At 72.0% G+C, this 24,235-nt stretch carries 22 protein-coding genes; 7 read left to right on the top strand and 15 right to left on the bottom strand.

The features are described from left to right. Positions 1-150: 150 nt before the first annotated feature. The 11 genes from ACIQRW_RS01125 to ACIQRW_RS01075 all read right to left on the bottom strand — a co-directional run bounded on the left by ACIQRW_RS01125 (position 151) and on the right by ACIQRW_RS01075 (position 12,021). Positions 151-1,221: a polyprenyl synthetase family protein gene (locus ACIQRW_RS01125; RefSeq protein WP_403752574.1), complete on the bottom strand. Its 1,071-nt coding sequence runs from the start codon at positions 1,219-1,221 to the stop codon at positions 151-153. Positions 1,222-1,250: 29 nt separating this feature from the next. Next, a complete protein-coding gene (hpnE, locus tag ACIQRW_RS01120) occupies positions 1,251-2,636 on the bottom strand; it encodes a hydroxysqualene dehydroxylase HpnE (protein ID WP_403752571.1) in 1,386 nt (461 codons plus the stop codon). A 118-nt stretch (positions 2,637-2,754) separates the two neighbouring features. Beyond that, complete coding sequence (gene hpnD / locus ACIQRW_RS01115; protein ID WP_403753442.1) at positions 2,755-3,675, bottom strand: presqualene diphosphate synthase HpnD; 921 nt, start codon at positions 3,673-3,675, stop codon at positions 2,755-2,757. Between the two features lie 29 nt (positions 3,676-3,704). Next, the gene (gene hpnC, locus ACIQRW_RS01110) at positions 3,705-4,616 is read right to left on the bottom strand and encodes a squalene synthase HpnC (protein ID WP_403752568.1); all 912 of its coding nucleotides are present in this window, start codon (positions 4,614-4,616) and stop codon (positions 3,705-3,707) included. Between the two features lie 414 nt (positions 4,617-5,030). Beyond that, entirely contained in the window at positions 5,031-5,816 is a 786-nt protein-coding gene (locus ACIQRW_RS01105; RefSeq protein WP_003964853.1) for an ABC transporter ATP-binding protein, read from the bottom strand. Next, the gene (locus tag ACIQRW_RS01100; RefSeq protein ID WP_403752565.1) at positions 5,809-6,738 is read right to left on the bottom strand and encodes an ABC transporter permease; all 930 of its coding nucleotides are present in this window, start codon (positions 6,736-6,738) and stop codon (positions 5,809-5,811) included. The genes ACIQRW_RS01105 and ACIQRW_RS01100 overlap by 8 nt, the downstream gene beginning before the upstream one ends. A 101-nt stretch (positions 6,739-6,839) precedes the next feature. Further along, entirely contained in the window at positions 6,840-7,712 is an 873-nt protein-coding gene (locus tag ACIQRW_RS01095; protein ID WP_403753439.1) for a glycosyltransferase family 2 protein, read from the bottom strand. Positions 7,713-7,720: 8 nt separating this feature from the next. Further along, positions 7,721-8,500 carry a CDP-alcohol phosphatidyltransferase family protein gene (locus ACIQRW_RS01090; protein ID WP_403752562.1) on the bottom strand — a complete coding sequence of 260 codons (780 nt, stop codon included), beginning with the start codon at positions 8,498-8,500 and terminating at the stop codon, positions 7,721-7,723. Next, positions 8,478-9,539 carry an iron-containing alcohol dehydrogenase family protein gene (locus tag ACIQRW_RS01085; protein ID WP_403752559.1) on the bottom strand — a complete coding sequence of 354 codons (1,062 nt, stop codon included), beginning with the start codon at positions 9,537-9,539 and terminating at the stop codon, positions 8,478-8,480. Before ACIQRW_RS01085 ends, ACIQRW_RS01090 begins: the two co-directional genes overlap by 23 nt. Beyond that, positions 9,527-10,264 carry a sugar phosphate nucleotidyltransferase gene (locus tag ACIQRW_RS01080; RefSeq protein WP_073868898.1) on the bottom strand — a complete coding sequence of 246 codons (738 nt, stop codon included), beginning with the start codon at positions 10,262-10,264 and terminating at the stop codon, positions 9,527-9,529. Before ACIQRW_RS01080 ends, ACIQRW_RS01085 begins: the two co-directional genes overlap by 13 nt. After that, the gene (locus ACIQRW_RS01075) at positions 10,261-12,021 is read right to left on the bottom strand and encodes a DUF5941 domain-containing protein (protein ID WP_403752556.1); all 1,761 of its coding nucleotides are present in this window, start codon (positions 12,019-12,021) and stop codon (positions 10,261-10,263) included. The genes ACIQRW_RS01080 and ACIQRW_RS01075 overlap by 4 nt, the downstream gene beginning before the upstream one ends. A gap of 316 nt (positions 12,022-12,337) precedes the next feature. On the opposite strand from ACIQRW_RS01075, the gene galE reads away from it, so the two are divergent. The 4 genes from galE (at position 12,338) to idi (ending at position 16,684) form a co-directional block, all read left to right on the top strand. Then, entirely contained in the window at positions 12,338-13,315 is a 978-nt protein-coding gene (gene galE / locus ACIQRW_RS01070) for a UDP-glucose 4-epimerase GalE (protein ID WP_403752553.1), read from the top strand. Between the two features lie 180 nt (positions 13,316-13,495). Continuing rightward, on the top strand, positions 13,496-14,437 hold the full coding sequence (locus tag ACIQRW_RS01065; protein WP_228925832.1) for a cation diffusion facilitator family transporter: 942 nt from the start codon (positions 13,496-13,498) through the stop codon (positions 14,435-14,437). Positions 14,438-14,674: 237 nt separating this feature from the next. After that, positions 14,675-15,943 (top strand): GNAT family N-acetyltransferase, encoded by a 1,269-nt coding sequence (locus tag ACIQRW_RS01060; RefSeq protein ID WP_403752550.1) that lies wholly within the window; start codon positions 14,675-14,677, stop codon positions 15,941-15,943. Between the two features lie 147 nt (positions 15,944-16,090). Continuing rightward, complete coding sequence (gene idi / locus ACIQRW_RS01055) at positions 16,091-16,684, top strand: isopentenyl-diphosphate Delta-isomerase (RefSeq protein ID WP_403752547.1); 594 nt, start codon at positions 16,091-16,093, stop codon at positions 16,682-16,684. A gap of 26 nt (positions 16,685-16,710) precedes the next feature. On the opposite strand, the gene ACIQRW_RS01050 is transcribed toward idi, so the two are convergent. Together ACIQRW_RS01050 and ACIQRW_RS01045 are read right to left on the bottom strand one after the other, a co-directional pair. Next, positions 16,711-17,166 (bottom strand): ATP-binding protein, encoded by a 456-nt coding sequence (locus ACIQRW_RS01050; RefSeq protein WP_097870931.1) that lies wholly within the window; start codon positions 17,164-17,166, stop codon positions 16,711-16,713. Between the two features lie 146 nt (positions 17,167-17,312). Beyond that, positions 17,313-17,936: an HdeD family acid-resistance protein gene (locus ACIQRW_RS01045; protein ID WP_403752544.1), complete on the bottom strand. Its 624-nt coding sequence runs from the start codon at positions 17,934-17,936 to the stop codon at positions 17,313-17,315. An 80-nt stretch (positions 17,937-18,016) separates the two neighbouring features. Between ACIQRW_RS01045 and ACIQRW_RS01040 the strand changes: the two genes are divergently transcribed. After that, positions 18,017-18,781, top strand: a complete 765-nt coding sequence (locus tag ACIQRW_RS01040) for an enoyl-CoA hydratase/isomerase family protein (protein ID WP_403752541.1) — start codon at positions 18,017-18,019, stop codon at positions 18,779-18,781. Here the strand turns inward: ACIQRW_RS01040 and ACIQRW_RS01035 are convergent. Both ACIQRW_RS01035 and ACIQRW_RS01030 read right to left on the bottom strand, forming a co-directional pair. Next, positions 18,771-19,406: a DJ-1/PfpI family protein gene (locus ACIQRW_RS01035; protein WP_403752538.1), complete on the bottom strand. Its 636-nt coding sequence runs from the start codon at positions 19,404-19,406 to the stop codon at positions 18,771-18,773. The genes ACIQRW_RS01040 and ACIQRW_RS01035 overlap by 11 nt on opposite strands. Positions 19,407-19,445: 39 nt before the next feature. Beyond that, entirely contained in the window at positions 19,446-20,417 is a 972-nt protein-coding gene (locus ACIQRW_RS01030; protein ID WP_403752535.1) for a GlxA family transcriptional regulator, read from the bottom strand. A 204-nt stretch (positions 20,418-20,621) separates the two neighbouring features. Here ACIQRW_RS01030 and ACIQRW_RS01025 point away from each other — a divergent pair, with 204 nt between their 5' ends. Continuing rightward, complete coding sequence (locus ACIQRW_RS01025; protein WP_403752532.1) at positions 20,622-21,491, top strand: hypothetical protein; 870 nt, start codon at positions 20,622-20,624, stop codon at positions 21,489-21,491. Between the two features lie 190 nt (positions 21,492-21,681). After that, on the top strand, positions 21,682-24,132 hold the full coding sequence (locus ACIQRW_RS01020; protein WP_403752529.1) for a Tex family protein: 2,451 nt from the start codon (positions 21,682-21,684) through the stop codon (positions 24,130-24,132). The last annotated feature ends 103 nt before the right edge of the window (positions 24,133-24,235 follow it).

Raw genomic sequence — 24,235 nt, 5'->3', positions numbered from 1 at the left:
GGGGTGGGGGGGGCGGGTTTGTGGGTGTGTTCTGGGGGTTTTTTTTCTCCCTGTTCTGTGTGGGGTTTGGGGGGGGGGGGGGGCCCCCGGGGGGGGGGGCCGGGGGGGGGGGCCCCCCCCCCGCGACTGCGAGTCATATGCGAAGCGTTGTCATCTCTTTCGTACCACCACGAAGTCGGCGAGCTCGGTGAGCTGTTTCCTCACCCGGTGGGGCATGTCCACGGCGTGCAGCGCCTCGATGGCGTTTCCGTGCTGACGACGAGCTTCCTGGGCGGTCCACTCGCGGCCGCCCGCCTCCTCGATGAGTGCCGCACGGGCGGCGAACTCCTCTTCGGAGAAGCTGGCGAAGTCGTTGCTCTTGGCGTCGGCGGCGAGCAGTTCGCCCAGCCGGTCGGAGGCCTCGCCGCCCGCGGCGAGCGCCGCGACGACGGGCAGGGACTTCTTGCGCTGGCGCAGGTCGCTCCAGGTCTGCTTGCCGGTGGCCTCCGGGTCGCCCCAGATGCCGAGGAGGTCGTCGACGGCCTGGAAGGCGAGGCCGAGGTGGTAGCCGTACGCCTCCAGGGTGTCGGCGGTGCGGTCGTCGGCGCCGCCGAGCACCGCGCCGATGGAGACGGCGCAGGCCAGCAGGGCGCCGGTCTTGTTGCCCTCCATCTCCAGGCACTCCTCGACGGTGACCCGCTCGCGGTGCTCGTAGGAGATGTCCTGGGCCTGCCCGTCGATGAGCTTGCGGGTGGCGGTGGTCAGCCGGCGGGCCGCGCGGCCCGCCTCGACGGTGCCGAGCTCCAGCAGCAGGTCGTAGGCGAGCGCGAAGAGCGCGTCGCCGACCAGGATCGCCTGGGCGGGGCCGTGGGCCTTCCAGACGGTGTCACGGTGGCGGCGCTGCTCGTCGCCGTCCATCAGGTCGTCGTGCAGCAGCGAGAAGTTGTGCACGAGTTCGACGGCCACCGCACCGGGGATGCCGGCCTCGGCGGGGGCGCCCGCCGCCTCGGCGGACAGCAGGGCGAGCGCGGGGCGGACGGCCTTGCCGCCGTCGCCGTCCGAGGGCTGCCCCTCCGCGTCGATCCAGCCGAAGTGGTAGGCGGCGACGGTGTCCATGGGCGGCGCGAGCCGGCCCACGGCAGCCCGCAGGACCGGCGCTGACAGGGCTCGTCCGCGCTCCAGAAGCGCGGTGACGTCCGCGGTGTCCGCCACGGTGTCGAAAGCCGGATTCGCCGGGGTCACAGACTCTCCTCTTGTTCCGGTGGTACTGCTCATGCCGCCTCCTGCAGCGGATGTCCTGGGGGGCGGCCGAGGTCGTGGAGCGCCGCGTCGGCGGCGTCGGCGCCGCTGCGCACGGCACCCTCCATCGTCGCGGGCCAGCCGGTGTCGGTCCAGGCCCCCGCCAGCTGAAGACCGGACAGCCGGGTGCGGGGCCCGGGGCGCAGCCGCCCGACGCCCGGGGCGGGCGCGAAGGTGGCGGTGCGCTCCCGGGTGACGAAGAAGTCGCGGATGCCCGCGCCGCGGGCGGCGGGGAGCAGCCGTTCCAGCTCGGGCAGGTAGCGGGAGCGCAGTTCGGCGACGGGCAGGTCGATCTCGTCCTGGGCGGCCGACTGCGAGACCGCCAGATACTGCCCGGGGCCCGTCAGACCCGAGGAGTGGGTGCGGTCGAAGACCCACTGGACCGGGGAGCCGATCGCGGCGAAGAACGGCCTGCGCAGCACCTTGCGGTCGTAGATCACGTGCACGTTCAGGATGGGCGCGTTATCGATGTCGAGCAGCAGGTCCGGTTCGTCCAGCGCGCCCGCGGGCAGCAGGTCGTGGGTCTCGGTCTGCGGCACGGCCAGTACGACGGTGTCGGCGGTGATCCGCTCCCCCGCCGTCTCGACGTTCCAGCGGCCGTCCTCGGTGCGGGTGAGGGAGCCGGCCTTGGCGCGCAGTTCGGTGCGGACGCCCGCGGTGTCCAGGGCCTTGCGGGCGAGGGTGTCGTGCAGCTCGCCGAGCGGCACGGTGGCCCAGCCGATGTCGGCGGCGCCGGGCTCGGAGAGCAGGCCGGTCTTGAAGACCTTCGCCGCGAGCGCCATGGAGGCGTTCGGGGCGGTGGCGTTCAGCGTGGCGACGCCGACGAGGTCCCAGAGGGCCTCGATCGTGCGCTCCGACTGGCCGTGCCGCCGCAGCCAGGTCGCGAAGTCGACGCGGTCGAGCTCGGGGTCGGCGGGGTCCAGGCGGCCGAGCGCCAGGGCGGCGCGGCCCACGCTCGCCTTCTCGGCGAGCGAGAGGTGGGGATAGGCGGCGAGTCCGCCGGCGAGGTGCAGCGGTACGGGCAGGCCGGTGCGCCGCAGCCGTCCCAGGCGCGGTCCGGCGGCCCGGCCGACGTCCAGCACGGGCACGTCGAGGCGGTCCTGGATCGGGGCCAGGTGCGCGGCGTCGATCCGGTCGAGGAACCAGCGGTAGCCGGTGCAGCAGCGCAGATAGACGTGCTGGCCGTTGTCGACGGTGAGGTCGCCGCGCTGGAAGGAGAAAGCGAGGCCGCCGAGGCGGGGCCGCCCTTCCAGGAGGGTCACGTCGAGTCCGGCGTCGGCGAGGCGGAGTGCCGCGGTGACGCCGGCGAGTCCGCCGCCGACGACGACGGCGACGGGGCGTGGGCTCTCGTCGTTCATGCGTGCCCCTCTCGCCGGGTCGGTGCGCATCGCCGGGTCCTCACCCTGGAGATCGTCGCAGTCAGTGACGCGTCGGGCCACTGGAGGGTTGCCCCGGGGCCGGAGCCGCGAAGACGCATCAGGCTCGCCCCCTGGCGGTGAGCTTCGAGATGTGGCGGGCGTCCAGTCCGGACAGCCCGCGCACCGCGACGTAGGCCTTCTCGTGGCCGGGCAGCGAGACCCGTCCGCGCAGTACGGCCTCGGGGTCGCGCTCGATCCGGTCGAGGAGGCGGCGGTAGATCCCGGCCATCGCCGCGACGCAGGCGCCGCTGCGGCGGTCGAGCATCGGCAGCAGCCGGTAGCCCTCGGCGAACAGGGCGCGGGCGCGGCGGACCTCGAAGTGGATGAGGCCCGCGAAGTCGGAGCCGGGGGGCGGGGTGGTCCGGTGGAACCCCGCCGAGCAGCCGAATTTGGCCAGGTCGTCGGCGGGCAGGTAGGTGCGCCCGTTGGCGGCGTCCTCGCGGACGTCGCGCAGGATGTTGGTGAGCTGGAGGGCGAGGCCGAGGGTGTCGGCGTACTCCGCGGCGCGCTCGGCCCCGCGGGCGCCCGGCGCGGTGCCGAAGACGCCGAGGCTGAGGCGTCCGATGGCTCCGGCGACGCACCGGCAGTAGGCCTTCAGGTCGTCCCAGGTCTCGTAGGTCGCGCCCCGGACGTCCATCAGGACGCCGTCGATCAGCTCGTCGAGCCCGCCGAGCGGCAGCGGGAACCGCTGGGCGGCGTCGGCGAGCGCGACGGCCACCGGGTCGGTGTCGTCCTCGTCGACCGCGTCCTTGCGGATCCGCTCCAGCAGTTCGCGGGTGCTCTCCAGCCGGGTCCGCTTGATCTCCGGGTCCAGCTCCCCGTCGCCGATGTCGTCGACACGACGGGAGAACGCGTACAGCGCCGACATGGCCTGCCGCTTCTCGTACGGCAGCAGCCTGATGCCGTAGGCGAAGTTACGGGCCTGCTGTCCGGTGACGGCCTCGCAGTAACTGTATGCGGCCTGCACCGGCGGCGACATGGACGTCGTCTGTCCCTCCACGGTCCGGCTCACCTCTCTCCACGCGCTCTTCGCAAGACGATTCCCACTTCGCGCAGCAGGCTGGGCTTGGTGGGCTTGGGCGGGCCGGGCAGTACGTCGAACCCGGCGGCCGAGATCGCCGTGAGCGCGCTGCGCCCGCCCCCGACGAATCCGGCGAGGAGCAGCTTGAGCCTGCCGTTGACGCTGCCCACCAACGGGGGGCCTTCGTCCAGCAGCTCGCTCGCGCGCTGGGCCTCGTACGCGATCAGGGCACGCACCGAGGCTCCGGCGGAGGGTGCGGCCAGGTCGGATTCGGTGACCCGGAAGCGTTCCATGTCCTCGGCCGGCAGATAGATCCGGTCACGTTCCAGGTCCTCGGCCACGTCCTGCAGGTGTTCGACGATCTGGAGCGCGGTGCAGACCGCGTCGGAGCGGCGGACGCGTTCCGGGCTCGCGGTGCCGGTGAGGGCGAGGACCAGGCGGCCGACCGGGTTGGCCGAGAGCTCGCAGTAGGCGGCGAGATCGGCGTAGGTGCCGTAGCGGCGGATCTTCTGGTCCTGGCGGTTGGCCTCGATCAGGCCGAGGAAGGGCTCGGGGGTGAGCGCCCGGCGCCGCACGGTGGGGCGCAGGTTGCGCAGCAGCGGGTGGTGCGGTTCCTCACCGGTGGTGGCGAAGACCCGGTGGAGGTCGGTCTCGAAGGCGTCGAGCATGGCGAGGCGGTCGTCGCTCTGCTCCGGCTCCAGGCCGAGCCGGCGGGCGTCGACGCCGCCGGGGGCGAGGTCGCCGTCGCCGATGTCGTCGACGAGCCGGGCGAAGCCGTAGACCGCCATCAGGTCGTCGCGCCAGGCGCGGGGCAGGAAGAAGGGCGCCACGGGGAAGTTCTCGTCCGCGGCCTTGCCGAGGGTGGCGTCACCGATGCGCGTCTCGGGGGTCGAGGTCACTGCGGACCGCCCGGCGCGGGGACGGCGAGACCACGCCGGAGCTGGAGATCTTCCGTCATTGCCGTCACATCTCCCGTTCTACACTGCTGACCCAAAACAACCCTTTTCGGACACGCCGCTCAGCCTTCCGAGTGCACTGCGGCAGAGCGGCCGGTGCCGGGGCGTATCGCCCTACTTGCCATGAATCAGCACCTCTACAGCTTACGTTGTACAGCTCACAGGGGGTCGGCGGGGTGGAGGGCCCACCGCCGCTTCCCGGCCGTTCCCGTCAACCTTCCCCGCGCGTGGCGGAATTGACGTCATCCGCCGGGAGGAGATCGCCCCTGGGGCCTCTGCGGACGGTCCGCACGGCGCGCCGAACACCGCACGGCCCCCGCCGGACCGGTCCGGCGGGGGCCACGGAGAACCTTCGGGCTACTTGCCCGTTTCGCGCTCGTACGCCTTGAGGACTTCCTCGGTGGGGCCGTCCATCAGGAGTTCGCCCTTCTCCAGCCACAGCGCGCGGTCGCAGGTGTCCCTGATCGACTTGTTGTTGTGGCTGACCAGGAAGACGGTGCCCGCTTCCTTGCGCAACTCGCGGATCCGCTCCTCGGAGCGGACCCGGAACTTGCGGTCCCCGGTGGCCAGCGCCTCGTCGATCATGAGGACGTCGTGGTTCTTGGCCGCGGCGATCGAGAAGCGCAGCCGCGCCGCCATGCCGGAGGAGTACGTCCGCATCGGCAGAGTGATGAAGTCACCCTTCTCGTTGATGCCGGAGAACTCCACGATGTCCTGGTAGCGCTGACGGATCTCGTCCTGGCTCATGCCCATCGCCAGACCGCCGAGCACGACGTTGCGCTCACCGGTCAGATCGCTCATCAGCGCGGCGTTCACCCCGAGCAGCGAGGGCTGACCGTCCGTGTACACCTGGCCGGATTCGGTCGGCAGCAGGCCGGCGATGGCGCGCAGCAGTGTCGACTTGCCGGAGCCGTTGGTGCCGATGAGACCGATGGCCTCGCCGCGGTAGGCGGTGAAGGAGACACCGCGCACGGCGTGCACCTTCCGGACGCCGCGCGGCTCGCCCTTGCCCCGCCGCATCATGCGGCTCAGCGCGGCGGTGGCGCTGCCCCGGCCGCCGCCCGTGCCGTTGACCCGGTACACGATGTGCACGTCGTCGGCGATCACCGTGGGGATGCGCCCCTGTGCGTTGTCCTCAGCCACGGCCGTACCGTTCCTCTGCCTTCCAGAAGTACACGAATCCCACGACGCCCAGCAGCACGGCCCAGCCGACGCCGACGGCCCAGACGTGGTCCGGCAGGTTCTCGGAGCCGTATCCGTCGATCAGGGCGAAGCGGACCAGGTCCATGTAGATCGCCGCCGGGTTGTACTGCAGCACGTCCGCGATCCAGGCCGGCTTGTCCTTGAGCATCACCGGGATGGAGAACATGACGCCCGAGGCGTACATCCAGGTCCGCATGACGAACGGCATCAACTGCGCGAGGTCGGGGGTCTTGGAGCCGAGCCGCGCCATGACGAGGGCCAGGCCCGTATTGAAGAAGAACTGGAGAATCAGGGCGGGGATCACCAGCAGCCACGACAGCGAGGGGTAGCTGCCGAAGATGACGGCGACCGCGACCAGCACGATCATCGAGAACAGCAGCTGCTGGAGCTGCTGGAGCGAGAAGGAGATGGGCAGCGAGGCCCGGGGGAAGTGGAGGGCCCGGACCAGTCCGAGGTTGCCGGAGATCGCACGGACGCCCGCCATCACCGAGCTCTGGGTGAAGGTGAAGACGAAGACGCCGGTGACCAGGAACGGCACGAAGACGTCGTGGGAGATCCCCTCCCTGGTCCCCAGGATCAGCCCGAAGATCAGGTAATAGACCGCGGCGTTCAGCAGGGGCGTGACCACTTGCCACAGCTGGCCCAGTTTGGCCTGGCTGTACTGCGCGGTCAGCTTCGCCCGGGAGAAGGCCAGGATGAAGTGGCGTCGTCCCCAGAGCTGTCGCATGTACGCGAACAGCCCCGGCCTGGCGCCGCTCACGGTCAGGCCGTACTTGGCGGCCAGCTGGGCCGCGTCGAGGCCCTCGTCGGCGGACGGCGGGGTCCCGAGGGCTACCCCACCGTCGTGGGTCGTGTCACTCACAAGTTGAAACTCTCGTCTTCACGCGCAGCCAGTCGCGGGCGCGGCTCAGGCGGACAGGTTCCGGAAAGAAAATACGCCTCATGCTCTCAGAGGAAAGCCTCTCAGATGACCGGAGGTCGGCCCAGCCTCGTCAGCCGCCACACCGTACGCCACTTCATCGGGCGCCGGGGCCCGCAGGGGGTCGTCCAGCCTTCCCCGAATCCGCCGAACCATGCCTTCAGCGCGGGCGCCGAAGGACGTCTGACCAGGGTCAGCAGCAGCCAGACGCCCAGGTAGAGGGGGACCAGTGGGGCGGGCAGGTTACGGCGGGCGAGCCAGACCCGGTTGCGGGCGACCATGCGGTGGTAGACCGCGTGCCGGGACGGGGCGGTGGTGGGGTGGTTCAGCACCATGTCCGCGCGGTAGTCGATCATCCACCCCGCGTCCAGCGCCCGCCAGGCCAGGTCCGTCTCCTCGTGGGCGTAGAAGAAGTCCTCCGGCAGTGGACCGACCTCGGCGATGACCCGGGTGCGTACGGCGTTGGCGCCGCCCAGGAACGTGGTCACGCGCGAGGAGCGCATCGGGTCGGCGGCCCGCAGCCGGGGCACGTGCCGCCGCTGGGTGGCGCCCGTGTCCGGGTCGGCGATCCGGAAGGTGATGATCCCGAGCTTCGGGTCCGCCGCGAACGCCTGCCGGCACAGCTCGGCGGTGTCCCGATGGGGGAGCAGCCCGTCGTCGTCCAGGAAGAGCAGCGCGTCCACGTCCGCCCCGCAGGGGCCGAACGCCTCGATGCCGACATTGCGGCCACCGGGGATGCCCAGGTTCTCGGGCAGTTCCACCGTGCGCACCCCGGCGGGCACGTCGGGGACCGGGGCTCCGTTGCCGACCACCACGACCTCGATCCGGTCACCGTGCTGGGCGGTGACCGAATCGAGGAGGGCGCGGAGCTCGTCCGGGCGGTTGCCCATGGTGATGATCACCGCGCCCAGTTTCATGGGAAAGGTCACTTCAGCCTGCTGGACGCCAGGACGGACACCAGGTGCAGCAGGGTCTGCAGCAGCGCGATGCCGGCCATCACCGCGACGGTGAGGCGGGTGTAGAAGAGGTCGCCCCCGACCGCGTCGATCACGGCCACCACGAGGATCACCAGCGAGGCCTCGATCCCGAGGATCAGCCGGTGGAACTTGAGCGCCCCGGCCGCCCGGCGGGCCAGTGCCATCCCGGAGGAGCGCGGCTCGGACGCCGCCTCCTTGACCGGGGGCAGCCCGCCCTGGTGGCGGGCCACGCCGACCAGGTCCGTCTCGGCCTTGATGAGGATCGCGCCCAGTGCGGCGAGCGTCCCGAGGAAGGCCCAGAGCCAGTCGATCCGGCCCTCGCCCCAGATGTCGGCGGCGCGCAGGCCGAGGCCGACGAGTACCGCCGCGTCGCACAGATAGGCGGCGACCCGGTCCAGGTAGACCCCGCTGAGCGAGTACTGCTTCTTCCAGCGGGCCAGCTCGCCGTCCACGCAGTCGAACAGCAGGTAGAGCTGGACCATCACCACGCCGAGCACGGCGCCCCAGATGCCCGGCACCAGCAGCGCCGGGGCGGCCAGGGCCCCGGCCAGCGTCATCACGTACGTGACCTGGTTCGGCGAGACGCGGGTGTTGACCAGGTAGCGGTCCACGCGCAGCGAGACCTCGCGCATGTACATGCGGCCGGCCCAGTGCTCGCCGCTGCGCCGGTCCTTCACCCCGGGGGGGTGCACGACCGGACGGAGTTCAGCTACTGATGGTCGTCGCATAGTCGGCGTACGCGTCCCTGATCTGGTCGGTGGACAGGTTGAGGTGCTCCAGGATGGTGAAGCGTCCCGGACGCGTCTGCGGCGCGTAGTCGACGGCCTCGACGAACTCGTCGACGCTGAACCCGATCTCCTCCGGCAGGACCGGCAGACCGTGGCGGCGCAGTATCGATGCCATCAGGAGCGACTCCTGGCGGGCACCGCGCAGATGCATGGCGAAGCAGGCGCCGAGGCCGACCTGCTCGCCGTGGCTGGCCGCGCGCTGGGGGTGGAGCAGGTCGAAGGCGTGGTTGATCTCGTGGCAGGCGCCGGACGCCGGACGCGAGTCGCCCGCGACCGACATCGAGATGCCGGTGAGCACGAGCCCCTCGGCCAGCACCTTGAGGAAGGCGTCGTCGCCGACCCCGCCGGGGTGGCGCAGCACGGCCTCGCCCGCCTGGCGGGCCATCGCGGCCGCCAGGCCGTCGATCTCCTCGCCGTTGACCTCGTGGGCCAGCTCCCAGTCGGCGACGCAGGAGATGTTCGAGATCGCGTCGCCGATGCCGGAACGGACGTAGCGGGCGGGCGCCTCACGGATCACGTCGAGGTCGATGACCACGGCGATCGGGGTGGGGACCCCGTAGGAGCCGCGCCCGTTGTCGTTGTCGAGCGTCGCGACCGGCGAGCACAGGCCGTCGTGCGAGAGGTTCGTCGCGACGGCGACCATGGGCAGACCGACCCGCGCCGCGGCGTACTTCGCCACGTCGATGATCTTGCCGCCGCCGAGGCCGACGACGGCGTCGTACCGGTTGCCCTTGATGCCGTCGGCGAGCTTCACCGCCGAGTCGATCGTTCCGTCGGACACCGGATACCAGTCGGCTCCCGGCAGGACCGGGGCGAGCCTCTCCCGCAGGGCGCGCCCGGAGCCGTCACTGATCGCGATGGCGAGCTTGCCCGAGGAGGAGATGCGCTGATCGGCCAGGAGACCCGCCAGATCGTCCATGGCGCCGCGCCGGATGTCGACGACGACCGGGGACGGAATGAGCCGGGTCAGTACTGGCACGCGATCTCACGGCCCTTCTCGAGGTCGTCGTGGTTGTCGATCTCGACCCAGGTCACGGTGCCGATGGGGGCCACGTCGACGGTGAAGCCGCGGTTGACGAGCTCCTGGTAGCCGTCCTCGTAGTAGAGGTCGGGGTCGCGCTCGAAGGTGGTCTTCAACGCGTCCGCCAGCTCCTCGGCGGCCTCGGCCTCGATGAGGGTGACGCCGATGTACTCGCCGGTCGCGGTGGCCGGGTCCATCAGCTTCGTGATGCGCTGGACGCCCTTGCCCTCCTCCGTGATGACCTTCATCTCCTCGTCGGCGAGGACCTTCTCGGTGTCCAGGGCGAGGATGATCTTCTGGCCCTTGCCGCGGGCGTCCAGCAGGGTCTTCTCGACGGAGACCGGGTGCACGGTGTCGCCGTTGGCGAGGATCACGCCGCGCTTGATGACGTCACGGGCGCACCACAGGGAGTAGGCGTTGTTCCACTCCTCGGCCTTGTCGTTGTCGATGAGCGTGAGGGTGACGCCGTAGGTCGCTTCCAGCTCGGCCTTGCGGGCGTAGACGGCCTCCTTGCGGTAGCCGACGACGATCGCGACCTCGGTGAGTCCGACCTCGGCGAAGTTGGCGAGCGTGAGGTCGAGGACCGTCTTGTCGCCGTCGACAGGGACGAGCGCCTTGGGAAGCGTGTCCGTGTAGGGGCGCAGACGTCGTCCTGCACCGGCTGCCAGTACGAGGCCGATCATGCGAGTTCTCCTTCGTCGTGTACGGCGGGGGCCGAGGAGGACACCCAGAAGCGGATGGACTCCACGAGCACCACCAGAGCCACGGCGACCGCGAGCGCGGTCAGGGCCGTGGTGAAACCTGAGGTGTGGGTGAGTACGGCGGCGAGGACGGCCACCAGCGCGGTACGGCCCTCGTGTCCACCGATCGTCCGCACCAGCCACTGGGGCGGCGCGCCGGTGCCTCCGCGAATGCGGTACACCGTGTCGTAGTGATGGTAAGCGACGGCCGAGACGAGCCCGAAGGCCGCCGGAACGGCGTGGGATACGTCGCTTCGGGCCGCCAGCACCAGGATCGTCACGTACTCCGCGGCCCGGAAGAACGGCGGCACCAGCCAGTCGAGCGCGCCCTTGAGCGGGCGGGCGACGGCGAGGCCGGAGAGGACCACGTACACCGCCGCCGCGGCGACGGTGAGCCAACTGCCGTACGGGAGGAGGAGGGCGCCGCCGATCATGACCACCGTGCCGAGCAGGGCGACGGCCGGGGCCGTGAACGCGCCCCGGAGGCCCGGCGCGACCGTCGCGACGCCCTGGGCGAGTGGCCCCGAGTCGGCGAGGTCCGCGAGTGCCCGCGCGGCGCGGTCGGTGCGGCTGGCCCTGCGGGTCAGCGAGCGCAGCAGGCGGCCGGCCGTCGTGTAGCAGGCGGCCAGGGAGCAGCCGACGAGCAGGGCGTAGAAGACGATGCGCGGGGTGGTGAGCGCGGTGAGCACGGCGATCATGGCCCAGCGCTCGCCGATCGGCAGCACGATCATCCGCCGCACCCAGACCGTCCAGCCGACGTTGTCGAGCTTGTCGGAGAGGGCCGCGGTGGGGCTGGTGTTGGCGACCGCGTCGTGGTTGGCCTCGTTGAACGAGAAGTCCACGACATGGCGACAGGCCTGGAGGACCATCGCGCCGAGCGCGAGGGCCCATACATCGTCACTTCCGCCGCCGCGTACGGCGCCGATGGCGAGCCCGGCGTAGTACGCGTACTCCTTGGCCCGGTCGAAGGTGGCGTCCAGCCAGGCGCCCATCGTGGAGTACCGCAGCGAGTAGCGGGCGAGCTGCCCGTCGGTGCAGTCCAGCACGAAGGAGACCAGGAGCAGGATGCCGGCGGCGACATAGCCGCCCCGGGTGCCGGTGGCCGCCGCGCCCGCCGCGATGAGCGCGGTGATCAGGGAGGCGGTGGTGACCTGGTTCGGGGTGAGGTCGCGGCGGGCGCACCAGCGGGCGATGTAGCGGGAGTAGGGGCTGATGCAGTACGTGGTGAAGAACCCGTCGTGGGCCTTCACCGCGTTGCGCAGCCGTACCGCATCGTCGTCGACCGAGGCTAGGCCCGCCTCGGCGGCGGCCTGCTGCTCCGGGTCCGTGGGGACGGCCGCGACGAGCGAGCCGAGGGCGGGGCGCTGTACGGCGGTGCCCTCGGCCTCCAGCGCGACGGCGATCCGGCCGGGGACGGTGCGGTCCTCGGGCGCGGGGTCGGCATCCGGCTCGACGACCGGGGCGCCCGCGCCGACGGCGGCGGCGGTGCGGTCCAGGGCGCGCAGCAGGGCTCCGCGCGCCTCCGGCTGGGCGGTGAGCGCGCCGGGGACGGTGGCGGCGGGGAAGCGCGGGTCGGTCAGCCCGAGCCGCAGCGCGTGGACGTGGCCCACGAAACGCGGGTCGACGAGGGCGACCCGGCGGCCTGCCGGGACGGCGGCGAGAAGGGCCGCGGCGTCAGCGGCGTCGGCGGCGGTCTGCACGTCGAAGCCCAGGGACCGCAGATCGTCCGCGAGCGACGACCCGGGTACCGGCGTACCGGTGAGAATGGCGGTCGACAGACGAACTCACTCCTTGGCACTGACGTGGACGACACACGGCGGCACGGCCACGAGGCGGGCCGGCGGCGTGTCGGCTGAGGCTATCGGATGAACGGAAGACCGAGTTCACCGCCCGTTTGCGCGCTGTACGGGTGGACCTGCGGGCCCGGGCGGCGTTGGCGATCATCATCATCGATCAGGGGCCCGGCCCACAAACCGCCGGTCGGCGCCGGTGGGCGGGCGGCTTAGGCTGACGGGCATGACATGGCTGATCACAGGCGGGGCGGGATACATCGGGGCACACGTGGCGCGGGCCATGGTGGCGGCGGGAGAGCGGGTCGTCGTGCTCGACGACCGCTCCAGCGGCATCGTGGACCGGCTGTCGGACGCCGTCACGCTGGTGGAGGGCTCGGCCTCCGACCGGGCCCTGCTGGACCGGGTGCTGGCCGACCACGCGGTGAGCGGTGTGGTGCATCTCGCGGCGAAGAAGCAGGTCGGCGAGTCCGTGGAGAAGCCGCTGCTGTACTACCGGGAGAACGTGGCCGGACTGGCGGTGCTGCTGGAGGCCGTGGTCGCGGCGGGGGTGCCGCGCTTCCTCTTCTCGTCCTCGGCGGCCGTCTACGGCGTACCGGACGTGGACCTCATCACGGAGGAGACCCCCTGTCTCCCGATCAACCCGTACGGCGAGACCAAGCTCACCGGTGAGTGGCTGGTGCGGGCCACCGGGAAGGCCCACGGGCTCTCGACCGCCTGTCTGCGGTACTTCAACGTGGCGGGCGCCGCCGCACCGGAACTCGCGGACACCGGGGTCTACAACATCGTGCCGATGATGTTCGAGCGGCTGACGCGCGGCGAGGCCCCGCGGATCTTCGGTGACGACTACCCGACGCCGGACGGCACCTGTGTCCGTGACTACATCCATGTCGCCGATCTGGCGGAGGCGCATCTCGCCGTCGCCCGGCGGCTGGACGGAGCGGGCGCCGGTGAGCTGACGCTCAACGTCGGCCGGGGCGAGGGCGTCTCGGTCCGGGAGCTGGCCGAGGTGATCGGCGAGGTGACGGGCCACACCCTGGCGCCGGTGGTCGAGCCGCGCCGGCCCGGTGACGCGCCGACGGCGGTGGCGTCGTCCGCGCGGATCGCCGAGGAGCTGGGCTGGGCGGCGCGGCGGAGCGTCCGCGAGATGGTGGAGTCGGCCTGGGAGGGCTGGTGCCTGCGCCATCCCGAGGCTCGTTCGTGATCGGTCACGGGTGGCGTCGGTCATCGTGTCAGCGTCCTGACCTGCGCAACGTTTCCGCAGGTCAGGGCCAATGACAACGGTGTTCAGTGCCGTGTTGCCCGATACCCCCCACCCGTAGTTCACTGGCCACGTCGGGGCGGTTTCGCCCCGGCGCGTCGCACGGACCTGGAGGCGTTTCGCATGGGGGCTGGCCACGATCACGGGCATACACACGGCGGACCGCCTCCGACGGGCACGGCGGCCGCCGCGTACCGGGGCAGGCTCCGGGTGGCCCTGGGGATCACGCTCAGCGTGATGGTCATGGAGATCGTCGGCGGGGTGCTCTCCGACTCGCTGGCCCTGATCGCGGACGCCGCCCACATGGCCACCGACGCCCTGGGGCTCGGGATGGCGCTGCTCGCCATCCACTTCGCCAACCGTCCGGCCGGGCCGAACCGCACCTTCGGCTTCGCCCGCGCGGAGATCCTGGCGGCGCTCGCGAACTGTCTGCTGCTGCTGGGGGTCGGCGGCTATCTGGTCTTCGAGGCGGTCGAGCGGTTCATCACCCCGGCCGAGACGAAGGGCGGCCTGGCCATCGCGTTCGCCGCCGTCGGCCTGGTGGCCAACATCGTCTCCCTCTCCCTGCTGACGCGTGGGCAGCAGGAGAGCCTGAATGTTCGGGGCGCCTATCTGGAGGTGCTGGCCGACACCCTGGGCTCGCTCGCCGTGATCATCTCGGCGGGCGTCATCATGGCGACCGGCTGGCAGCCCGCCGACCCGATCGCCTCCCTGGTGATCGGCCTGATGATCGTCCCCCGGACCGTGAAGCTGCTGCGGGAGACCCTGAACGTGCTTCTGGAGGCGGCGCCCAAGGGTGTGGACATGGCGGAGGTACGGGCCCACATCACGGAGCTGCCCGGGGTCCTGGACGTGCACGACCTGCACGCCTGGACGATCACCTCGGGGATGCCGGTGCTCTCCGCCCATGTGGTGGTGCGCCAGGAGATGCTCGACTCGATAGGGCACGAGAAGGTGCTGCACGAGCTGCAGGGCTGCCTCGGGGACCACTTCGACGTGGAGCACTGCACCTTCCAGCTGGAGCCGAGCGGTCACGCGGAGCACGAGGCGCGGCTCTGCCACTGAGGCGCCCCCGAGTGCGGGCCGAGCTGCTGCTAGGGTGTTTTCGCTGAGACGTTCGAGTCTCGCGGTGGAGCGGAATCCGGTGAAACCGGGACCCTTTCGAGAGGAGCTGAGGTTGATGACGGTCGCGACGACGCCTTCCCGGCGCGGCAATCGGTCCTTCCTCATCTCCCGGGTTTCCGGCTAGGTCCACTTTCTTCCCGGATCGGGTCGGAGCCCTCACACTCAAGGGTTCCCACGTTGACCGACCACACTGACGACGCCTCGCGCACCGAGGCGTTCTTCACCCTGCACCACCGTCTTCCCCGGCAGAGCCCCGGCTCCGACGCGACCACGCGTCGGCTGCTCGCTCTCGCCGGCCCGCTGCCCGACCGCCCGCGCGTCCTCGATCTGGGCTGCGGTCCCGGCCGGGCCGCCCTGCTGCTCGCCGCCGAGGCGGGCGCCGAGGTGACCGCGGTCGACCTGCACCAGCCGTTCCTGGACGAGCTGCGCGAGGCGGCCGGGGCCCGTGGCCTCGACGATCGCGTCCGTACCGTCAGGGCGGACATGGGCGACCTCACCGGGCCCGGGTTCCCCGCGGGGTCCTTCGACCTGATCTGGGCCGAGGGCTCCGCGTACTGCATCGGGTTCGACACCGCCGTCCGCGACTGGCAGCGCCTGCTGGCCCCGGGCGGCGCGATGATGATCTCCGAGTGCGTCTGGACCACGGACGCGCCGTCCGCCGGGGCGCGCGACTTCTGGGACCGCAACGGCTCCCTGCGCACCCTGCCGGAGACCACCGCGGCGGCCGGCGCCGCCGGCTGCACGGTCGACGCCGTGCTGGTCCAGCCCGAGAGCGACTGGGACGAGTACTACGTACCGCTCGCCGAACGGGTCGGGAGCACCGACCCCGGCGCTCCCGGTATGGCGTGGGCACTCGCGGCCACCCGTGAGGAGCTGGCGGTGCGGCGGGAGCACGGCACGGAGTACGGCTATGCCGCGTATGTGCTGCGCCCCGCCGATCCCCGGTGGAAGACCCGTCCGGAGACGCCGGAGGACCGTGCGGCCGTGCACGCGGTCAACACGGCCGCGTTCCCCACCCGGGACGAGGCGGACCTCGTGGACGCCCTGCGGGCCGACTCCGAGGCCTGGCTGCCGGAGCTCGCCCGTATCGCCGAGGCCCCGGACGGTGCACCGGCGGCGTACGCGCTGCTCACCCGCTGCCGGGTCGGCGACGCCCCGGCGCTCGCCCTGGCCCCGGTGGCCACCTCTCCCGCGTACCAGCGGCAGGGTGCGGGGCAGGCCGTGGTGCGGGCGGTGCTGGATGCCGCCCGGGTGCGCGGTGAGGCGCTGGTGCTGGTGCTCGGTCATCCCGAGTACTACCCGCGCTTCGGTTTCGTGCCGGCCTCGCGCTACGGGATCCGGCCGAATTTCGAGGTGCCTGACGAGGCGATGATGGCCCTGGTGCTGGACGATTCCGTCCCTGTTCCGGCGGGCGTGATCCGTTATCCGGCGGCCTTCGGGGTCTGACGCTCCGTCCGCCCCGCCGCGCTCCCGGGGCGCGGCGGGGCGGACATGCCCGGACCCGCAGTGCGGACAAGCGGCTTTTGTACGGCAGACTTGACCGGACTCCAGGGGCCCGGCGCACCAGGCCGGGGACCAAAGCGAAGGATGGGTATGCCGACCACACCAGCCACCGCGACGCACAGCTCGTCGAACGGCACCGCAGAAGCGATCATGCTCGAACTGGTCGACGAGAACGGCACCACGATCGGCACCGCGGAGAAGCTGGCGGCCCACCAGGCCCCCGGGCAGCTGCACCGCGCGTTCTCCGTGTTCCTCTTCGACGAGCAGGGGCGGCTCCTGCTCCAGCGCCGGGCACTCGGCAAGTACCACTCCCCCGGTGTCTGGTCGAACACCTGCTGCGGGCACCCCTATCCCGGCGAGGCCCCGTTCGCGGCCGCCGCCCGGCGTACGCACGAGGAGCTGGGGCTCTCCCCCTCGCTGCTGGCCGAGGCCGGAACGGTCCGCTACAACCACCCGGACCCCGTGTCGGGGCTGGTGGAGCAGGAGTTCAACCACCTGTTCGTGGGGATGGCGCAGACGGCGCCGAATCCGGAGCCCGAGGAGGTCGGGGAGACGGCCTTCGTGACGGCGGCGGAACTGGCGGAGCGCCACGCGCGGGCGCCGTTCTCGGCGTGGTTCATGACGGTGCTGGACGCGGCACGGCCGGCGATCCGTGAGCTGACGGGCCCCTCCGCGGGCTGGTGAACCCCGCTCATCTCCGTACGGGGCGGTCAGAGCTGCGTCTTCAACGGCAGCGCCGCCCAGATGATCTTTCCGCCGCTCGCGGTGTGCTCGACGTCGCAGGTGCCGCCCGCCTCCGCGGTGATCACCTTGACCAGCAGCAGGCCCCGTCCGCCGGTCTGCGCGTAGTCCGTCTCCAGCGCGGTGGGACGGTAGGGGTGGTTGTCCTCGACCGAGACTCTGACCCAGTCGGCGGCGATGGCCACCTCGACGGCCAGTTCGGGCGAGAGGAGCGCCGCGTGCTTGACGGCGTTGGTGACCAGCTCCGAGACGATCAGCAGGAGCCCCTGGAGGATGTCGTCCTCGATCGGCACGCCCTGCCGGTCGAGGAGGTCACGTACGGCGTGCCGGGCGCTCGGCACGGACGCGTCCACGGCGGAGGCGGTGAAGCGCCACACCCCCTCGTACGACACGGGGTCGGCAGGGGCACTCCCGAGGCTCTCCATCGTCCGGCACCAGCTCTCACTCGCACTGCACTGACCGTCGAGTAAAGAGTGTTGGGAATGGCCTGGTCCGGACCGTGCCACTGATCGGAAGTAGCCAGGTATCGGCGCTATTTGACCAAACATGCGTGACCCTGGTGGCCCAGGGACTACTTCCGCTCGTCTTCTGGTGACTTGATCGGCCCGTCCGGGGTCGGGGCAGTTTCATCGAGCCGCTCCGAGACCATGCTCACGATGCGCCGGCCGCCCACGCCGATGGCGATCAGGCCGAGCCCGTCGAACAGCAGGGCCAACGAGAAGAAACAGCCGAGAACGTAGAGGCTGCTGTGCGGCCAGTCGAACAGCACCAGCAGGCCCAGCAGCAGGCCGAAGGCGCCCTGCAGCAGCGTCCAGCCCATCTGCGGACCGCGCACGACGACGCTGCCGACCAGCCGGAAGACCCCGCCGGTCAGGAAGAGCAGGGCGGCGAACATGGTCAGCGCCTCGGCCGTGCCCTCGGGGTGCTTGATGACGACGACGCCCGCGGCGATGTTGAGGGCCGCGACCACCACGCCCAGCCAGAAGTAGTTCGTACCGCGTGACTCGATCGCGTGCAGCAGCCCGACCAGACCGCCGACGAGCAGCAGCCAGCCGAAGAGCAGCATCGAGGTGAGCGTGGCGACTCCGGTGTAGACGAGACCGATGACGCCCGCGATCACCAGCAGCGTGCCGAGCAGCGCGAGCCGGCCGAAACTGCGGCTGAGCTTCCGGCCCTCGGTGGTGGATTCGTTCATCGACGACTCCTTACGGTGCGTGCCCGCCCCGCGACCCCTTCTTGATCATAGGTTCGAACCCTCCGGATAGCATCCGGCGCATGGACCCCACGGAACCCCGCCTGATCACGTCCGTCGAGCGTGGCGTCGCCACGGTCGTGATCGCGAACCCCGCCAAGCGCAACGCGATGACCACCGCGATGTGGCGTGGTCTGCCGGAGCTGCTGGAGCGGCTCGCGGCCGATCCGGCGGTCCGGGCGCTGGTGCTGACCGGAGCCGGGGACACCTTCTGCGCCGGCGCCGACATCTCCACGCTGCGGGAGGGCGCGGACACCGCCCAGGGCCTGGCGGTGGCGGCCGAGGACGCGCTCGCCGCGTTCCCCCTGCCGACACTGGCCGCGGTGCGTGGCTACTGCGTGGGCGGCGGCGGCCAGCTCGCCGCCGCCTGCGATCTGCGGTTCGCGGAGGAGGGGGCCTCCTTCGGGGTCACCCCGGCCAAGCTCGGCATCGTCTACCCCGGCTCCTCGACCCGGCGGCTGGTCGCCCTCGTCGGCCCGGCCACGGCCAAGCACCTGCTGTTCTCCGGCGAGCTGATCGGCACGGAACGGGCGCTGCGCACCGGCCTGGTCGACGAGGTGCTGGCCGCGGGCGGCCTGGACGAGCGGGTCGAGGAGTACGTACGGGTCCTGGCGTCCCGGTCCCTGCTCACCCAGGCCGCGGCGAAGGAATTCGCCGCGGGCCGGACGGACCGGGACGCCCACTGGGCCGCTGAGGCGCGGGGCAGCGGAGACACGGCGGAGGGCGTCGCCGCCTTCCTGGAGCGGCGCGCGCCCCGGTTCACCTGGACCGCGGGACCTACCGGGTGACGTGGCGGCTCTTGGCCCGCCATTCCTCGACGAGGGCCGCGGGGGCCTTCTCCGGCGATCCGCAGTCGTAGGGCGGCTGCGGGTCGTACTCCGTGAGCAGCTGCACCGAGCGCGCCACGTCGTCGCCCGCGATCCGGCCGAGCAGGGTCAGCCCCATGGCGATGCCGGAGGAGACCCCGGCGGCGGTGACGTACTTGCCGTCGAGGACGACGCGCTCCCCGGTGGGCTCGACGCCGAACTCCTTCAGCGCCTCCAGCGCCAGCCAGTGCGAGGTGGCCCGCCTGTCCTTCAGGAGCCCGGCGGCGGCCAGCAGCAGCGACCCGGTGCAGACGGAGGTCGTCCAGGTGCTGGTGGCATCGACCGAGCGCAGCCAGCCGAGCAGGGCCTCGTTCTCCATCTGGTCGCTCTGGCCGGGGCCGCCCGGGACGATCACCAGGTCCGGGGAGGGCACCTCGGCGAGGGTCTTCTCCGCGACGAGCGCGAGGCTCCCGCTGTCATTGCGGACGGGACCGGTCCGTTCGGCGACGAAGACGGGCTCGGCGCCGGGCGCACGGCTGAGAATCTCGTACGGGCCCACCGCGTCCAGGGCGGTGAAACGGTCGAAGAGCAGGATGGCGATCTGCACGGGAGCTGCCTCTCGGTTCGGTCGGTCGGACGGTGCGGTTCAGGTGCTGGACGCGGGGGTGCGGAAGCGGCGGCGGTATTCGGCCGGCGCCGTCGCGAGGGTCTTCACGAAGGCACGGCGCATGGCTTCCGGGGTGCCGTAGCCACTGGCGCGGGCGACCCGCTCGACGCCGTCGGCGGTGTCCTCCAGCAGCCGGCGGGCGTGCTCCAGCCGGACGCGCTCGACGTACCGCCCCGGGGTCGTTCCGGTCTCCGCCCGGAACGCGCGGGCGAAGTGCCGGGGCGAGAGCCGGGCACGGGCCGCGAGGGCGTCGACCCCGAGGTCGGCTTCGGGGTGCTGGGTGATCCAGTGCTGGACCTCGCGCAGCGGTTCGCTCCGTGCCGTCCGGGCGGAGAGCTGGGCGCTGAACTGGGCCTGGTTGCCGGGGCGGCGCAGGAACACCACGAGATGCCGGGCGATCTCCAGCGCGAGGTCCCGCCCGTGGTCCTCCTCGACGAGCGCGAGGGCGAGGTCGATGCCCGCGGTGACGCCCGCCGAGGTGGCCAGTCGCCCGTCCCGTACGAAGATCGGTTCGGGATCGACGTGTACGGCCGGGTAGTCGCGGGCCAACTGCTCGCAGTAGTTCCAGTGGGTGGTGACCCGGTGCCCGTCCAGCAGGCCCGCCTCGGCCAGCAGCAGCGCGCCTGTGCACACGGAGACGAGCCGCTCCGCCCGCGGCGCGTGCTCCCGCAGCCAGCCGGTCAGCTCCGGGTGGGAGCCCCGGGTGCCGTGCCCGCCGGGCACCAGCAGGGTGTGCGGAGCGGGCGCGTCGGCGAGGCTGCTGTCGGGCATCAGGGTCAGGCCGCTGGTGGAGCGGACGGGGCCGCCGTCGAGCGAGGCGGTCCGCAGGTCGTAGGCGACGCCCGGAGCCCGGGAGGCTCCGGCGAAGACCTCCATCGGGCCGGTGGCGTCGAGACTCTGGATGCCGTCGAAGAGGACGACGAGCACGGTTCGCTGCTTCACATCCGCCATCCTGGGCGCTGGGCGACGATGGCCGCAATGACGAGTACCCCACCTTTCCTGCCATCGACCCGGCCTCGACCTGCGCCGGACCTGTCCTGGACCTGGCGTGGGCCTGGCGTGGGCGCCTCGTGGGCCCGTCGTGGGCCCGTCGTGGTGGATCGTTCTGCTCCCCCGGGGTTCCACTCCGTACCAACCAGTCGGTAACGTGCCGGTATGAGTACTCTCCCGGCCCGCGCGGAGCGCCGCTGCCACAACGCCGTCAACCCCCTGCACTCCTGCCTCTTCTTCTCCCCCGATCTGGGCGCGGAGATGGCGAAGATCGGTATCGAGGACCCGAGCGCCGCCTACTTCGCGACCCGGGCCGCCGCACTCGGCGCGGTCGGGGCGGGGACCGTCAGCGCCACCTTCTACAACTTCAACCCCGAGCTGGTGGCCCGACATGTGCCCGCCGTCTGGGAGACCGCCTCCCCCGACGTGGTCCTCGGGGCCCGGCTGCGGGCGGCGGACTCGACGCTGCGCCGGCTGCTCGGCGAGGAGGTCATCGCCTCCGACGCGATGGCGGAGGCGGCCCGGCTCGCGCTGCGCGCCACCGAGGCCTGCACCCCGCACGCCCGCCCGCTGTACGCCGCGCACGCGGATCTGCCGGTGCCCGAGGAGCCGCACCTGGCGTTCTGGCACGCCGCGACCCTGTTGCGGGAGCACCGGGGCGACGCGCACCTCGCCGCCCTGCTCGCGGCCGGCCTGGACCCGGTGGAGTCGCTCGTCAGCCACACGGCCACCGGCAAGGGCATGGCGATCCGCTGGATCCTGTCCTCCCGGGGCTGGCGGCGCAGCGACTGGGAGGCGGCGTCCGGCCGGCTGCGGGAGCGCGGGCTGCTGGCCGACGGCGAGGAGTTGGCGCTGACCGAGGCGGGCACGGCGCTGCGCGCGGAGGTCGAGGAAGCGACGGACCGCATGGACACCGCCCCGTACGAGCACCTGGGCGCGGAAGGTGTGGAGCGGCTCACCGAACTGGGGCGCGGCTTCCTCTTCACGGCCGCCGCCGCGGGGGCGTTCCCGGCCTCGGCGACCGGTCAGGGCTGACCCCGCGCCGTCCGGAGCCCCCGCACCCGGTGCGGGGGCTCCGGGCGTGTTCGTCGAGGTCACGCGACACGGCCCCCGGCCACCCGGCACAATGCAGGCCAGGGGGGACACCCCCGGCAAGCAAGAACGTGCTCATCGCGACACGAGCACGGCCAGCACAGCCAGTACGAGAAGGCGAGTCGGGAAAACCGTGACGACGTCCATCGAAGGCAGGATCGCCGAGGAGCTCGGCGTACGTGAGCGACAGGTCAGGGCGGCCGTCGAGCTGCTCGACGGCGGATCGACCGTGCCGTTCATCGCGCGCTACCGCAAGGAGGCGACCGAATCCCTCGACGATGCGCAGCTGCGCACGCTGGAGGAACGGCTGCGCTATCTGCGGGAGCTGGAGGAGCGGCGTACGTCGATCCTCGAATCCGTGCGCGAGCAGGGCAAGCTCGACGCCGCGCTGGAGGCGAGCATCCGGGCCGCCGAGACCAAGGCGCGCCTGGAGGACATCTACCTGCCGTTCAAGCCGAAGCGGCGGACGAAGGCGCAGATCGCCCGGGAGGCGGGGCTCGAATCGCTGGCGGACGGCCTGCTCGGCGACCCGTCGGTCGATCCGCTCGCGGCGGCCGCCGCGTTCGTGGACGGCGACAAGGGCGTGGCGGACGCGGCCGCCGCCCTGGACGGGGCCCGGTCGATCCTCACCGAGCGGTTCTCCGAGGACGCCGACCTGACCGGCGAGCTGCGCGAGCGCATGTGGACGCGCGGCCGGCTGGCGGCGAAGGTCCGCGAGGGCCAGGAGGAGGCCGGCGCGAAGTTCGCCGACTACTTCGCCTTCGCGGAGCCGTTCACCGCGCTGCCCTCGCACCGGGTGCTCGCGATGCTGCGCGGCGAGAAGGAGAACGTGCTCGACCTGGTCCTGGAACCGGAGGAGCCGGAGGCCGCCGAGCGGCCGGGTCCCTCCGCGTACGAGAACATGATCGCCCGCCGCTTCGAGATCGCCGACCGGGGCCGCCCGGGCGACAAGTGGCTGGGCGACACCGTGCGTTGGGCGTGGCGGACCCGGATCCAGGTGCACCTGGGAATCGATCTGCGGCTGCGGCTGCGCACCGCGGCGGAGGACGAGGCGGTGCGGGTCTTCGCCTCGAACCTGCGCGATCTGCTGCTCGCCGCCCCGGCCGGGACCCGGGCCACGCTGGGCCTGGACCCCGGATTCCGTACGGGGGTGAAGGTCGCGGTCGTCGACGCCACCGGCAAGGTCGTGGCCACCGATGTGATCCACCCGCACGTGCCCGCGAACAAGTGGGACCAGGCGCTGGCGAAGCTCGCGCACCTCGCGAAGGAGCACGCGGTCGACCTGGTCGCGATCGGCAACGGCACGGCGTCCCGTGAGACGGACAAGCTCGCCGGTGAACTGATCGACAAGCACCCGGAGTTGAAGCTCACGAAGGTGATGGTCTCGGAGGCGGGCGCCTCGGTGTACTCCGCGTCCGCGTTCGCCTCGCAGGAACTGCCCGACATGGATGTGTCGTTGCGCGGCGCGGTCTCCATCGCGCGGCGGCTCCAGGACCCGCTGGCCGAGCTGGTGAAGATCGACCCGAAGTCGATCGGCGTCGGGCAGTACCAGCACGACCTGTCCGAGGTGAAGCTGTCGCGTTCGCTGGACGCGGTCGTCGAGGACTGTGTGAACGGGGTCGGTGTGGACGTCAACACCGCGTCCGCGCCCCTGCTTTCACGGGTGTCGGGGATCAGCTCGGGGCTCGCCGAGAACATCGTCGCGCATCGGGACTCCAACGGGCCCTTCCGGTCCCGCAAGGCCCTCAAGGACGTGGCGCGGCTGGGTCCGAAGGCGTACGAGCAGTGCGCTGGCTTCCTGCGGATCCGGGACGGCGACGACCCGCTCGACGGTTCCAGCGTGCACCCCGAGGCCTACCCGGTGGTGCGGCGGATGGGGAAGAGCGCGGGTGGCGAGGTGGCCTCGCTGATCGGCAACGCGGAGGCCCTGCGCACCCTGCGGGCCGCGGACTTCGTGGACGACATGTTCGGGCTGCCGACCGTGACGGACATCCTCAAGGAGCTGGAGAAGCCGGGGCGCGACCCACGGCCCGCGTTCCGCACAGCGACCTTCAAGGAGGGCGTCGAGAAGCTCGGCGACCTGGAGCCCGGCATGGTGCTGGAGGGTGTGGTGACCAACGTGGCCGCGTTCGGCGCGTTCGTCGACGTCGGCGTCCATCAGGACGGTCTGGTGCACGTCTCGGCGCTGTCGAAGACGTTCGTGAAGGACCCGCGCGACGTGGTGAAGCCCGGGGACATCGTGAAGGTCAAGGTCATGGACGTCGACGCGCCGCGCAAGCGGATCTCGCTGACGCTGCGGCTGGACGACGAGCCGGGCGCGGGCGGCGGTTCCGGCGGCGGGCAGCAGGGCCGCGGTGAGCGGGGCGGCCGCCCCCCGAAGCAGCGCCAGGGGCAGAGCCAGGGGCAGCCGTCCGGTGGCGGCCAGGGCCGGCAGGGCGGCGGCGGCCGGGACCGGCGCGGCAGTGGTGGCGGTGCGCCCCGGCAGGGTCAGGGGGCCCCGGCTCCGGCCAACAGCGCCATGGCGGACGCGCTGCGGCGGGCCGGGCTGACCGACCCCGAGCAGGGTGGCGGCCGGGGTCGCTGAGACGGACAGAGGTGGGGGGGGGGGGCCCGGGGGGGGCCCCCCCCCCCCCCCCGACCACCCCCCCCCCCCCCAAGACAAGGCGGCGGGCCCCCCCCCGAGGCCC

The organism is Streptomyces sp. NPDC091287 (genome assembly GCF_044768525.1).
Taxonomy (GTDB): Bacteria; Actinomycetota; Actinomycetes; order Streptomycetales; family Streptomycetaceae; genus Streptomyces.
This window is presented reverse-complemented; position numbering and strand designations above follow the sequence as displayed.

Excerpts from the sequence above, each read along its gene's own strand:
- idi (WP_403752547.1), top strand. The coding sequence starts at position 16,091 with ATGCCGACCACACCAGCCACCGCGACGCACAGCTCGTCGAACGGCACC.
- ACIQRW_RS01040 (WP_403752541.1), top strand. The coding sequence starts at position 18,017 with ATGGACCCCACGGAACCCCGCCTGATCACGTCCGTCGAGCGTGGCGTC.
- galE (WP_403752553.1), top strand. The coding sequence starts at position 12,338 with ATGACATGGCTGATCACAGGCGGGGCGGGATACATCGGGGCACACGTG.
- ACIQRW_RS01095 (WP_403753439.1), bottom strand. The coding sequence starts at position 7,712 with ATGAAACTGGGCGCGGTGATCATCACCATGGGCAACCGCCCGGACGAG.
- ACIQRW_RS01090 (WP_403752562.1), bottom strand. The coding sequence starts at position 8,500 with ATGCGACGACCATCAGTAGCTGAACTCCGTCCGGTCGTGCACCCCCCC.
- ACIQRW_RS01065 (WP_228925832.1), top strand. The coding sequence starts at position 13,496 with ATGGGGGCTGGCCACGATCACGGGCATACACACGGCGGACCGCCTCCG.
- hpnD (WP_403753442.1), bottom strand. The coding sequence starts at position 3,675 with ATGTCGCCGCCGGTGCAGGCCGCATACAGTTACTGCGAGGCCGTCACC.
- ACIQRW_RS01025 (WP_403752532.1), top strand. The coding sequence starts at position 20,622 with ATGAGTACTCTCCCGGCCCGCGCGGAGCGCCGCTGCCACAACGCCGTC.
- ACIQRW_RS01045 (WP_403752544.1), bottom strand. The coding sequence starts at position 17,936 with ATGAACGAATCCACCACCGAGGGCCGGAAGCTCAGCCGCAGTTTCGGC.
- ACIQRW_RS01080 (WP_073868898.1), bottom strand. The coding sequence starts at position 10,264 with ATGATCGGCCTCGTACTGGCAGCCGGTGCAGGACGACGTCTGCGCCCC.
- ACIQRW_RS01030 (WP_403752535.1), bottom strand. The coding sequence starts at position 20,417 with ATGGCGGATGTGAAGCAGCGAACCGTGCTCGTCGTCCTCTTCGACGGC.
- hpnE (WP_403752571.1), bottom strand. The coding sequence starts at position 2,636 with ATGAACGACGAGAGCCCACGCCCCGTCGCCGTCGTCGTCGGCGGCGGA.
- ACIQRW_RS01050 (WP_097870931.1), bottom strand. The coding sequence starts at position 17,166 with ATGGAGAGCCTCGGGAGTGCCCCTGCCGACCCCGTGTCGTACGAGGGG.